The organism is Microcystis sp. M179S2 (assembly GCF_020245805.1).
Taxonomy (GTDB): Bacteria; Cyanobacteriota; Cyanobacteriia; order Cyanobacteriales; family Microcystaceae; genus Microcystis; species Microcystis aeruginosa.
The window spans coordinates 1-12,312 of record NZ_JADBUE010000079.1; the positions used below are offsets into that span (position 1 = coordinate 1).

Consider the following 12,312-nt stretch of genomic DNA (forward strand, 5'->3'; position numbering starts at 1 on the left):
CTGTTCCTCCCATCGAGATATATTCTGAATCGTAAGTTATAACTATTATAATCTCATTTCTCTTTGTGATCAGGTTCAAGATTTTCTAGTTTTTGACTGCTATAAGCATTAATACTCATTGCACAAGTGAGATGCTCCCGGCAAAACCAGAGGATATCAAGAAAGCTGAAGGTTTGTTAAAAGATAAAATTGTCGAAGCCGGGGTTGATAAAGATAATGAAATCACTAAATTAGCCCAAGATTTACTAGACAAGCTCCAAGAACAACCCGGTGGACAACAAATTATCACCCAAAATATCAGTAATGTTAAATATGCTGCTACCTCTGGCACGGGTAATGCTAGTATTAGCGGCATCACCGAGCATGGCACATCTAAGGATGACTGAGACTGTATTTTAATTAATCAGGATGGTTGATATGTCAGAACCAAGAGAAATTCAACAAAATATTACAGAAGCTCAATATGCTGCTACCTCTGGGACTGGCAATGCAACCATCACGATTACCAATTACTATTATCGAGAAGAAGCAAGAATAGCACCTGCTGATTCTGCCGATGTTGCCGATGATAAACTGCCCTGTCCCTATCGTGGCTTGTTTCATTTTGGGCCAGGAGATGCAGAATACTTTTTTGGGCGCAAAAGCTTTATTAAAACCCTATTTCAGGCAACCCAAACCCGTAATTTTATCCCCCTATTAGGTGCGTCGGGAAGTGGTAAATCCTCGGTGGTTTTTGCGGGATTAGTCCCAAAATTGCAACAAGAAAGTCACTGGCAGTTTACCCATTTTCGTCCCGGTTCTGACCCTTTTCATGCCCTAGCTTTAGCATTAGTTCCCCTTTATACAACTAATTTAAATGAGACAGAACGCCTCGCCCAAGCGCGTCAGTTAGCCAATTATTTGCGTGATGGCGATATTTCTTTAGCTGACGTTGTTGCCCAAATCCAACAGAATTATCCCAGTGAACGGGTACTGCTAATTGCCGACCAATTTGAGGAACTTTATACCCTCTGTCCTGATGAAACAATCCGTCGTAATTTTCTCGATAAATTAACTACATCCCCTTTTGAAAGGGTAGGAATGGTGTTGGTATTAACGATGCGGGCGGATTTCTTGGGGAATGCTCTTTCCTATCGTCCCTTTGCTGATGTCTTGCAAAATACCGACTTGAAATTGGGGCCGATGAACCGAGAAGAACTCACAGAAGTTATTGAAAAACCGGCGCAAAAATTGGGGGTGACATTTGAAGCGGGACTGGTGGAGCGCATCCTCGATGATGTGGAGAGTGAGCCGGGGAATTTGCCATTACTAGAGTTTGCCTTAACGGAATTGTGGCAGCGGCGACAGGGCCAACAGTTAACCCATCTGGCATATACAGAAATTGGCCAAGTGCAGGGTGCTTTGGCCCGCCATGCCAATGAAGAATATGACAAGCTGAGTGAGGCGCAACGGGAACAGATGCGGCGCATTTTCATCCAATTGGTACGCCCAGGAGAAGGCACAGAAGATACGCGGCGGCTGGCGACAAAAGCGGAATTAGGGGCGGTAAATTGGGCGCTGGTGAAACAACTGGCGGATGCGCGTTTAGTTGTCACCAGTCGCAGTGAAGAGGCACAGGTGGAGACGGTGGAAGTGGTGCATGAAGCACTGATTCGCAATTGGGGGGAATTGCGGGGCTGGATGGACACAGACAGGGTTTTTCGCGCTTGGCAGGAGCGTTTGCGAGGGGCGATGGGGCAATGGCAAAAGACGCAGGGGGATGAAGGCTCATGGTTGCGCGGGGCGGCGTTGGCGGAGGCGGAAGAACAATTGAAGCAACGCCCAGAAGATATCAGCCAAAGTGAACAGGATTTTATCAGGCAGAGTCTCCAAGAGCGAGAACGGATAAAACAAGCCGAAGCAGCCCGCAGGCGGCGCGAAATTAGAACCGCTTGGGGGATTGCGGCGGGTTCTTTGGTAGCGGTGGTAATTAGTACGGGATTGGGTTTAATGGCGTGGAAACAAACACAACAAGCGGAACTCAATCTGGCAAATGCTCGCGGGTTTTCTTCCTTGTCTTTGTTTGATAGAGGAAAAGAATTAGAGGCTTTTGTTGAAGCGATTAAAGCAGGAAAAACCCTACAAAAGCAGCAGGCATCCGACAAGGAGGTGATGAATGCCTTACAGGAACTTCTCAACCGGAAAAGTGAACGCAATCGCTTAGAAGGGCATGGTAGCTATGTCCATAGCGTTAATTTTAGTCGTGACGGCAAGACTTTGGTGAGCGGTAGTGATGACAACACTATCATACTCTGGAATGTAGAAACAGGCCAAAAACTCCACACCCTCAAGGGGCATAATGGCCCTGTCTATAGCGTTAATTTTAGTCCTGACGGCAAGACTTTGGTAAGCGGTAGTGATGACAAAACTATCAAAACTATCAAAATCTGGAATGTAGAAACAGGCAAAGAAATCCGTACCCTCAAGGGGCATGGTGGCCCTGTCTATAGCGTTAATTTTAGTCCCGACGGCAAGACTTTGGTGAGCGGTAGTGATGACAAAACTATCAAACTCTGGAATGTAGAAACAGGGAAAGAAATCCGCACCCTCAATGGGCATGAAGGCCCTGTCTATAGCGTTAATTTTAGTCGCAACGGCAAGACTTTGGTGAGCGGTAGTGGTGACAAGACTATCAAACTCTGGAATGTAGAAAAACCCCAAGAAATCCGCACCCTCAAGGGGCATGATGGCCCTGTCTATAGCGTTAATTTTAGTCGCGACGGCAAGACTTTGGTGAGCGGTAGTGATGACAAGACTATCAAACTCTGGAATGTAAAAACAGGCCAAGAAATCCACACTCTCAAGGGGCATGATAGCCGTGTCAGAAGCGTTAATTTTAGTCATGACGGCAAGACTTTGGTAAGCGGTAGTTGGGACAACACTATCAAACTCTGGAATCGGTCAACAGGCCAAGAAATCCGCACCCTCAAGGGGCATGATGGCCCTGTCTGGAGCGTTAATTTTAGTCACGACGGCAAGACTTTGGTGAGCGGTAGTGATGACAACACTATCAAACTCTGGAATGTAGAGACAGGCGAAGAAATCCACACCCTCCATGGGCATAAAGACCGTGTCAGAAGCGTTAATTTTAGTCCTGACGGCAAGACCTTGGTGAGCGGTAGTGGTGACAAGACTATCAAGCTCTGGAATGTAGAAACAGGCCAAGAAATCCGCACCCTCCATGGGCATAATAGCCGTGTCAGAAGCGTTAATTTTAGTCCCGACGGCAAGACTTTGGTGAGCGGTAGTGATGACAAAACTATCAAACTCTGGAATGTAGAAAAACGCCAAGAAATCCGTACCCTCCATGGGCATGATAGCCGTGTCAGAAGCGTTAATTTTAGTCCCGATGGCAATACTTTGGTGAGCGGTAGTTGGGACAACACTATCAAACTCTGGAAGGTAGAAACAGACTCGAATTTATTGAATTTAGATGCTTTAATGGGGCGTAGTTGCGATTGGGTGCGGGTTTATTTGCACAACCCTAATTCTGGTGTCAGGGAGGAAGATAGGCATTTGTGTGATGGCATTGGTACAAAGAATTATCGGACTAAGGAGATTTTGCCATGACTTCCACGAAAGAATAGAGCTAACCAGCTAGGGTAAAATTAGGGTTTCGGCTTATCCTCAACTCAGCTTAACTAGGAATAGGCCGATTTATCTTGCTAAGGCTATATTTTGAGCAACTTTTGTCAATTTATCCACAAACAGAAACATCAATCGTAGGGTGCGTTAGCCAAAGCGTAACGCACCCATTTAATAATTAAGTTGTTGCGTGGGGTGCAGATTATTAATTTGTTTTTTTGTCAGAGATTATCGCCGCAAACACGCACCCTACAAGAATTTATAAAACTAAAATCAACACAGATAAATGTATTAGTCATGATTTTCTCTATCACAATTTCTTCCATCAATTGCCGATCTCTTTCTTCTCTCAACCGCTTGGATAACCGAGAAATAACCCGTTTAAAGTCATATCCCCCCGTAAGCAAAACTAGCTCGACTTTTGTGCTTTTCTAAGCATACTGCCTAGTCAGGTTAAATAAAACTAAAGCTATTGAGAGAGAAATAAAAATCTACACTTCAACCAAATGAACCCAACTTAGAGCAGATTTAACGCTGTTAAATAAGCGTTTATCGCTAGGGTATAAATTTGCTTGAAATCGTTGAGCTAATACTAGATAATGGGCATCATAAGTAGCAGGAAGATTCAAGGTTTGCGAAATTTCTATTGCTTGGTAATGGAGGTAATGATCTCCATGAAACTGAATAGGTAAATCTAAGACTTCTGTAAGGAGGGTTTGCGCTTCCGTCTCCAAAATTTGACCAGCTTTTTTCAGACGATAAAATACGTTAGTGACTTCGTAACATAATAAAGTTGGTGCAATCACTAAATTTTCCTCGGTCATCCATTTTTGCCAGAGTTGACTGTACATTGTTACAGAAGGTTCAACCGTTGTTAAACGAACTATAAAACTAGAATCAACACAGATAAATGTATTAGTCATTATTTTCTCTATTCACTCACAATTTCTTCCATCAATTGCCGATCTCTTTCTTCTCTCATTTGATGAATAATTTCAGTAACATCGGTTTTAAATGGTTTTCCCTGACGACGTTCATAAATGGCTTTTCGAGTTGCGTCAATTCGTTCTAATGCAATTTCCCAAGAGGGGTGATCTTTGAGTTTTTTTCCTAACAATTCTTGTTCTTCTAGGGACAAGGATTTAATTGCCTTAACTAGAGATTCCACGAGTTGAATATTCATTTTTTTTACATCTTTGACTAAAATTATCGGTGTTTATGAAGAGTTATTATAGCCTAGTCTTTGAATTATAACAAAGAGAGGCAAACTCCGTCATTTACGTCCCCAATTCATCATCAATCAAAGTTTACCGTTTGGATAACCGAGAAATAACCCGTTTAAAGTCATATCCCCCCGTAAAAAAATTAGCCCGACTTTTTTAACAATTGTCGGCAAAATTTTGCTTGCTTTTTTCAGGGCTTTTTGCCATAATATTTTTATAAGACTTTATATATAATGGAGTGTTTGAGTATGGCAAAAGACGCACAAATTCCCATTATAAGAAAAGTATAACCGAAGCCGCCGCCCAAGTCAAGGGATTACTCCTCTTTTTTTTGAGAAGTTTTCAAAGAAAAAAATCAAAGAGGCAAAATTTTGCTTGCTTTTTTCAGGGCTTTTTGCCATAATATTTTTATAAGACTTTATATATAATGGACTGGTGGAGTTCACCCAAAAATGCACGGATTCCCATTATAAGAAAAGTATAACCGAAGCCGCCGCCCAAGTCAAGGGATTACTCCTTTTTTTTTGAGAAGTTTTCAAAGAAAAAAAATCAAAGAGGCAGCCGGAGATATTCGGTTTTTCTTCACTATTTGGGCGAAAAAACCCTTTTAGGATGCCTATAATAGGAGATAGAAAGGGTTAAAAACTAAAAAAAAATGGCGGAGAGAGTCCAGAAAATCCTTGCCCAGTGGGGAATTGCCTCCCGAAGAAGGGCGGAGGAGATGATCGTAGCCGGCCGGGTGAGACGGAATGGCAAAATCGTGCAGTTAGGAGAAAAAGCCGACCCCGAAAAAGATCACCTAGAAATAGACGGAAAAAAAATTGAACCGGCCAATCGTCCCAAAAGATTGTATATACTGGTCAACAAACCCATTGGTGTGGTTTCTACCTGTAGGGATCCACAAAACCGGCCGACGGTAATTGACCTTTTGCCCGACTCCCTCGCCAGCGAGACGGGGTTACATCCCGTAGGCAGGTTGGACATCAACACCACTGGGGCTTTACTCCTCACCAACGACGGTCAACTGACCCTCACCCTCACCCATCCCCGTTATCATTTGCCCAAAACCTATCGGGTTTGGCTAGATGGTGCGATTGATAGACTTGCTCTCCAGCGTTGGCGAGAAGGTATCCTCTTGGAGGGAAAAAAAACCTTACCCGCACAGGTTGAGATCCTCAAGCAAACCGACCAAAAAACCCTACTAGAAGTTATTTTAGTGGAAGGAAGAAATCGGCAGATTCGCTCTGTAGCCGAAGAATTAGGTTATCACGTCCTGAAACTTCATCGCAGTGCTATCGGTCGTATTCAACTAAACTCTGGTAATAATTCCCCCTTACCCTTGGGTGATTACCGTTTTTTAACCCTTGATGAACTGAAATATTTAAAGAACCAGATTAACTAAGCTGAAAGTCAGCCCCTAATAGCGATATGTTTCGCCTTCTCCAATCACAACTCGACCCCCAGCATAAACAGCGCACCAAATTACTGGAAATCGGCGTTTATTTGCAAAAAAATCGCCTAGAACAGTCCCTTTCTCTCGAGGAAATTGCCCAGAAAACCTTGATTCCGCGCCATCGTCTAGAAGCCTTGGAAGCGGGAGATTTGGAGGCATTGCCCGAACCGATTTATATTCGTTGGTTAATCAAACAATTTGCTGATAGTCTGTCCCTGGATGGTGAGACGATTAGCCGACGTTTTCCCACCAAGGTCAATAACTTTTTTAGGGGAATAAAACCGTCTTTATCGCTGCCGAGTCTTCAAATTCGCCCGATTCATCTCTATTTTCTCTATTTAATCTTAGTTATTGGTTCCGTACAAACCCTATCCCACGTCCTGCAAAAATCGGTACTGCAATCGAATCGCTTACCGCCGCCTTCCTTGCCACAACAGCAAATTGTCCAACCGAAAAGCAATCCCCTTCAACCGGTAGCCAACAAAACCAGCAATAATCAGCAGCTGGTGGTGGGGGTAAAACTGGAGGATGACTGCTGGCTGCGGGTGGTGGTGGATGGCAAGACAGAATTTGAGGGTGTACTGCCCCAAGGAAGCCATCGCACTTGGCAAGCAAACCGAGAATTAACCGTGAGGGCGGGTAATGCCGGCGGGGTTTACGTTGCCGTTAATAATGCCCATGCTAAACAACTGGGGCAACCGGGCAAAGTCGAGGAAGTCACCTACCGGGCAAATTGAGCTAATTTATGCAAAAGGTTTTTTCACCCCTCGATCGCCTTCAGGGAGGGTTAATCGGGGCATATATTGGGGAATCCTTGCATAATCAGCCCCTAATACCAGCCTTTAACTATGAGGCGACACCGAGGACGATCCTGCTTTTGCAAGCTCTGCAATCTCAGGAGGATTTTCCCCTTGCGATCGCAGCCAAGCAGCAGTCGGAATCGGCGTTATTATTTGTGCTGTTACCGGAGATTTTAACCTGGCCTGACCATGGGGAACGTTGGCAAGCTAGATTAAATTTTTGGCTAAAAAAGGGCTTAATTTCCGAGTTAACCCGACAAGAAGCGATAATTTGGGGAGAGGCTGTAGGTCTGTTATTAGAGGGAAAAAGGCCTTTAAATCAGTTAATAGGGCAATTGCTAACTATTAACCCCAAGAATAAGCTATTAGAGCAGATTCAGTCAGCTTTAAGGCAAAATCATCCCTTAGAGTCCATTTTATCGGCTTGGGCGAAAGATAGCTCACCTTTAGGAATTGCGATCGCAGCTTCTCTCTATACCTTTCTGCAAACGACCGAGGATTTCGCCGTGAGCGTGCGTCGCGCTAATTCTAGTCCCTATCAACGGCAATTAACCACCACTTTAGCGGGGATTTGGGCGGGATTGTACAACGGTATCGAGGGGATTCCCCTAGCTTGGCGGCAAAATTTGCCGACAGAGCCAGTTAAACAGCAATTAATGGATAAAGCTGGGGAAATTTATCGAATTTCCCTGGGTATATCTCCTCATCTTGTCCTATCTCCTTATACTGCCGTCGCTTACGGGGGAACAATCCAACCCCGTCCTAGCTTAAAATTGGTCTCTCAAGACAATACTTAGGGTTTGCTGAAAAAGTTTTTCCTGGTGGCAGGGTGTGGCCCCCCCAACCCCCCCGACATCGGGGGGGCAGGTGGGGTGTGGGGTTTTACCCATTTTCAGGGAAAAAGTACCTGAATTTTCCCCCCAATCACTCCAATCGCTGGCACTTTCAAGGTTTTTAGATTTATTCAGCCAACCCTACTTAGTTTGAAAGATATTTTGTACCATTTTTTTATCCAAACCTGCGGCAATTTTATCTAATTCTGCTATTTCCCCACTGTCTAAACTCCATCCTAAAGCCCCTAAATTATCCTCAGCTTGCCGAACATTTTTGGCTCCGGGGATAGGAATTGTTCCCTTACAGATACACCAATTTAAAGCAACTTGGCTAATAGTTTTATTTTTAGCTTGGGCGATAACTTCTAGGCAACTTATCAGGGGAGAAATAGCGGGAATTAATTGACCAAAAAGGAAGCGACGTAATCCTGGGGGTAAGTTTTTATTATCTCGATATTTCCCCGTTAATAACCCCAAAGCTAGGGGACTATAGGCAATAATTTTAATACCCAATTGATCACATAGTTCCTTTAATCCTAAGTCAGTGAGAGGATAGGTAGAAAGGAGAGAATACTGTACCTGTAAACTGGTAATAGGAATGCCGCGACTGGCAAACTTTTGATAGGCAGACTTCAATCTTTTCGGTCCAAAATTGGATAAACCCACCCCTTTAACTAACCCCTTTTCCAGACAATCCCCCAATCCGTCTAATAATCCACTCTCCTGCCATGGCGCATAATTGCCCGTTGACCAGTGCATTTGCACTAAATCCACCGGGCGGCCTAATCTGGTTGCCGAAGCTTGACAAGCTTTCACCATGGCATGACGGGTTAAACGCCAAGGATAAGGGGCGAGTTTGGTGGCAATACGGATATTATCGGCGTTATAACCGCTATATTCCCCTGTAAAGCGTCCTAATAGCTTCTCACTCTGTCCGTTGAGTTTGCCTGTGCCGTAGGAGTCTCCCGTATCAAATAGGGTGACACCCCGCTCGACGCAGAGATTAAAAACCGCTTGTAACTGGCTATCCATACTCTCATCGTAACCCCAGAGAAGACGATTTCCCCAGGCCCAAGTACCGCAGCCCATGGGGGGAAGGGATAGAGTTTGATGTGTGACTGTCAAGGGATTCATGGGTTAGTTTCTCTGGGTTTTTTCTCAAGCTTTCAGAGAGATATTTTACTACTAAATCTGGTTATTAAAGACTGATTATTTATTCCCCTTTTTGACTTTTGCATGAGTAGAAAACGGGTTTCTCCGAGAAACCCGTTTTCTGTACTAAATCGACTTGGGTTTTTGTTTAACAAATAATCCCCGCAACCAATAGTAAAAACTATCGATATAAGTAAAGATTACTGGTACAACCACCAAAGTTAATAGGGTGGAAGTGGTAAAACCACCAATAACAGCAATCGCCATCGGTGCGCGAATTTCCCCATCTGCACCTAAAGCTAAAGCAATCGGTAACATCCCGGCAATTGTGGAAACGGAGGTCATAATAATTGGTCGTAAACGAGAGACTCCCGAATCAATCATCGCCTGAAATTGCGGTTTCCCTTCCTGAAGACCACTCAAGGCAAAATCTACTAACAGAATCGCATTTTTGGTGACTAATCCCATCAGTAAAACTATGCCAATTAAAGCGTATAAACCTAACTCTTTTTGGGTAATTAAAAGAGCGATTAAAGTGCCACCAATCGATAAAGGAAGGGAAGTTAAAATCGCTAAGGGATAGAGAAAATTGTTATACAATAAGACCAGAATCCCATAGATAGAAATAATTGCTAAACTTAACGCCCCCAAAAAACGAGCAAAGATATCGCGCATAATGCGAGCATCACCAAAGGGTTCTTCTGTCACCTCTGGGGGTAAGTTTTTCATGATTGGTAAAGCGCGAATTTGTGTCACCGCACTTCCCAAAGAAACTCCCTCTAAATTAGCTCCAATATTAACCTGACGTTGACGGTTAAAGCGTTGAATTTCCGCAGGTCCACTACCTAAGCTAATTGTCGCCACCGAGTTAAGCGGTACTAACGTCCCATTACTGCTAGGAACGCGCAAATTTTGCAGAGTTTCTATCTCACTGCGACCATCGTTGGCAATTTTCACCCGGATGGGAATTTGTCGGTCAGCAAGGTTAAATTTAGCTAAATTAAACTCATTATCGCCGATTAAAGCCAAAGATGCAGTACGGGCGATCGCTCTGACCGAGACTCCCTGATCGGCAGCCCGGACAGGATCCGGTTGAATAATGATCTCCGGTTTAACTAAACTTACCCCGGAACTGACCTCGACAAAACCGGGTAAAGCCCGCATTTCTCGCTCTAATTTTTGGGCAGTTTGGGTTAAAATATCGCCATTTTCACTTTTCAGGACTATAGCTACATCCTTAGTGCTTCCTGCTCCACCCTGCGCCCGAAAACTAACTCTAGCCCCCGGTATCTTCTGGAAATCCAGGCGGGTTTGTTCCTCAAATTGCCGTTGAGTTAGCGATCGCTGTTCCTTAGGAACTAAATTAACATATATTAACCCCGTATTTACCCGTCCCGAATCTCCCGGAATAGCCAAAACATTAGCGACGGCGGTATTTTTTTGCAGTAAACTATTCACCTGATTAGCCACGGCAACAGTATCATTCAAAGTCGCACCGGGAGGCAATTCTAGACTGATCGTACTTAATCCAGTATCCCCGGAACTAAATAACCCTTTTGGAATCAAGGGAACTAACTGTAAACTACCGATAAAAAAGGCCAAAGCCGCCAATAAAGTCAGGATTCGATGACGTAGGGACCAAGTTAACAAACTTTTGTAGGGACGAAAACGGGGGCGCGAGGAGGGATTACCATCACCGGTTTTCAGCTTTTTCGGCTGTAGAATATAGGCACTTAACATCGGAGTGACGGTGACGGCGATCAAACTGGAAAATAGGGTAGAAACCGCCACCGTAACGCCGAAAGGTTGAAAGAATTGGCCCGGCACACCGCCCATAAAAGCAACCGGCAGGAATACCGCCATAATTGCCGCCGCACTGGCTAAAACGGCTAATCCAATCTCTTTTGAGGCATCAAAAGCCGCTGGCAAGGGTTTTTTACCCATAGCTAAATGTTGATCGATGTCCTCCACCATACACACCGCATCATCGACAAGATTACCCAAAGCTAAAGCTAAGGCCAGCAGGGTCATACCGTTAAGGGTATAATTTAGGGACTGCATCACCCAAAAAGTCGGGAAAATCGACAAAGGCAGGGCCAAACCCGTGATAATCGTGGCGCGCCAATTGCCTAAAAATAGACCCACCGTGATCACCGTCATCATACAACCAATCAGGAGATCGCTCAGAAGGCTTTCGTAACTAGCACGAATTGAGTCAGCACGGGTAAAAATTAATTGAAATTTAATATCTTCGGGCAGTTTTTTCTTTAAATTCTCGATTTCTTGACGTACTGCTGTTTCTACCGTGACCAAGGTGCTGCCAGTCCCCCGTAAAATCGAAAAACCCACCACTGGCTGCCCATCTAAGAGGGCCATTTGTCGGGGATCGCTGGAACTATCGCTAACTGTCCCTAAATTGCTTAAGGGGACGGTATCACCGTTAGGTAAAGAGATTTGATAATTTCTTAAATCTTCGATCGTTTCAGCGCTGCCGAGGGTGCGGACAGTTTGTTCACTACCACCGATTTCCGAGCGCCCTCCGGGTAAATTAATATTAAAACTACGAATTTGGTCATTAACCGCCGTGGCCGTGATACCGTAGGCGATCAGACGACCGGGATCTAAATCTACACGCACTTCTCGATCGACTCCCCCAACGCGATTGACTCGTGCTACCCCCGGCACTCCCGTTAAAGCGCGGCCAATTTGACGATCGACTAGATCACTTAATTCGGCGATCGATCTTTTCGGGGAGGAGATGGTATAGTTCATCACCGCACCCCCGGCAAATTCTAAACGTTGGACAATTGGATCATTAGTATCTTGGGGTAAATCCTGGCGAATTTGCGCTATGGCATTCCGCACATCATTGGTAGCGCGATCGCTGTTAGTGCCAAGGATAAAGTTAACGGTGGTGGTGCTGCTGCCTTCGTTAACGGTAGAAGTAATTTGATCGATATTACCCAAAGCAGCCACCGCATCCTCGACTTTTTTGGTGACTTGGGTTTCCAATTCCTCTGGACCTGCACCCGGTTGATTAACGGTGATAATCACGGCCGGAATGTCAATATTAGGAGAGCGATCGATCCCTAATCCTAGAAAGGCAATGTATCCCATTAAGGCCATAACCAGGGAGATCAGGATCGTCGGAATGGGATTTTTGATAGACCAATTAGAAATATTAAAAGCCATAATTTCAGTTATCAGTTATCAGTTATCAGTTATCA

At 44.5% G+C, this 12,312-nt stretch carries 9 protein-coding genes; 5 read left to right on the forward strand and 4 right to left on the reverse strand.

The window, feature by feature from the left end; all coding sequences use genetic code 11:
* Window positions 1–131 precede the first annotated feature (131 nt).
* Window positions 132–386, forward strand: a complete 255-nt coding sequence (locus tag IM500_RS04450) for a Het-E N-terminal domain-containing protein (RefSeq protein WP_287737808.1) — start codon at window positions 132–134, stop codon at window positions 384–386.
* Window positions 387–417: 31 nt separating this feature from the next.
* Entirely contained in the window at window positions 418–3,609 is a 3,192-nt protein-coding gene (locus IM500_RS04455; RefSeq protein WP_287737809.1) for an nSTAND1 domain-containing NTPase, read from the forward strand.
* Between the two features lie 506 nt (window positions 3,610–4,115).
* Here IM500_RS04455 and IM500_RS04460 read toward each other — a convergent pair.
* Both IM500_RS04460 and IM500_RS04465 read right to left on the reverse strand, forming a co-directional pair.
* Window positions 4,116–4,547 carry a type II toxin-antitoxin system VapC family toxin gene (locus IM500_RS04460; RefSeq protein WP_190722878.1) on the reverse strand — a complete coding sequence of 144 codons (432 nt, stop codon included), beginning with the start codon at window positions 4,545–4,547 and terminating at the stop codon, window positions 4,116–4,118.
* Between the two features lie 8 nt (window positions 4,548–4,555).
* Window positions 4,556–4,807: a hypothetical protein gene (locus IM500_RS04465; protein ID WP_002796964.1), complete on the reverse strand. Its 252-nt coding sequence runs from the start codon at window positions 4,805–4,807 to the stop codon at window positions 4,556–4,558.
* A gap of 695 nt (window positions 4,808–5,502) precedes the next feature.
* Here IM500_RS04465 and IM500_RS04470 point away from each other — a divergent pair.
* Genes IM500_RS04470 through IM500_RS04480 form a run of 3 tightly spaced genes read left to right on the forward strand, consistent with a single transcriptional unit; the run spans window position 5,503 to window position 7,897 of the window.
* Window positions 5,503–6,249: a pseudouridine synthase gene (locus IM500_RS04470; protein WP_012266544.1), complete on the forward strand. Its 747-nt coding sequence runs from the start codon at window positions 5,503–5,505 to the stop codon at window positions 6,247–6,249.
* A 26-nt stretch (window positions 6,250–6,275) separates the two neighbouring features.
* On the forward strand, window positions 6,276–7,037 hold the full coding sequence (locus IM500_RS04475) for a helix-turn-helix domain-containing protein (protein ID WP_190722877.1): 762 nt from the start codon (window positions 6,276–6,278) through the stop codon (window positions 7,035–7,037).
* A gap of 8 nt (window positions 7,038–7,045) precedes the next feature.
* Window positions 7,046–7,897, forward strand: coding sequence for an ADP-ribosylglycohydrolase family protein (locus IM500_RS04480; protein WP_190722876.1), 852 nt, complete (start codon window positions 7,046–7,048; stop codon window positions 7,895–7,897).
* 177 nt (window positions 7,898–8,074) lie between these two features.
* Here IM500_RS04480 and IM500_RS04485 read toward each other — a convergent pair whose 3' ends face one another.
* Both IM500_RS04485 and IM500_RS04490 read right to left on the reverse strand, forming a co-directional pair.
* Entirely contained in the window at window positions 8,075–9,067 is a 993-nt protein-coding gene (locus IM500_RS04485; protein WP_190722875.1) for an aldo/keto reductase, read from the reverse strand.
* 144 nt (window positions 9,068–9,211) lie between these two features.
* Complete coding sequence (locus IM500_RS04490) at window positions 9,212–12,277, reverse strand: efflux RND transporter permease subunit (RefSeq protein WP_287737812.1); 3,066 nt, start codon at window positions 12,275–12,277, stop codon at window positions 9,212–9,214.
* Between the last annotated feature and the right edge of the window lie 35 nt (window positions 12,278–12,312).

What these genes read in the sequence shown, in the direction of transcription:
- IM500_RS04450 (WP_287737808.1), top strand. Translation starts at nt 132, where the DNA reads ATGCTCCCGGCAAAACCAGAGGATATCAAGAAAGCTGAAGGTTTGTTA.
- IM500_RS04455 (WP_287737809.1), top strand. Translation starts at nt 418, where the DNA reads ATGTCAGAACCAAGAGAAATTCAACAAAATATTACAGAAGCTCAATAT.
- IM500_RS04460 (WP_190722878.1), bottom strand. Translation starts at nt 4,547, where the DNA reads ATGACTAATACATTTATCTGTGTTGATTCTAGTTTTATAGTTCGTTTA.
- IM500_RS04465 (WP_002796964.1), bottom strand. Translation starts at nt 4,807, where the DNA reads ATGAATATTCAACTCGTGGAATCTCTAGTTAAGGCAATTAAATCCTTG.
- IM500_RS04470 (WP_012266544.1), top strand. Translation starts at nt 5,503, where the DNA reads ATGGCGGAGAGAGTCCAGAAAATCCTTGCCCAGTGGGGAATTGCCTCC.
- IM500_RS04475 (WP_190722877.1), top strand. Translation starts at nt 6,276, where the DNA reads ATGTTTCGCCTTCTCCAATCACAACTCGACCCCCAGCATAAACAGCGC.
- IM500_RS04480 (WP_190722876.1), top strand. Translation starts at nt 7,046, where the DNA reads ATGCAAAAGGTTTTTTCACCCCTCGATCGCCTTCAGGGAGGGTTAATC.
- IM500_RS04485 (WP_190722875.1), bottom strand. Translation starts at nt 9,067, where the DNA reads ATGAATCCCTTGACAGTCACACATCAAACTCTATCCCTTCCCCCCATG.
- IM500_RS04490 (WP_287737812.1), bottom strand. Translation starts at nt 12,277, where the DNA reads ATGGCTTTTAATATTTCTAATTGGTCTATCAAAAATCCCATTCCGACG.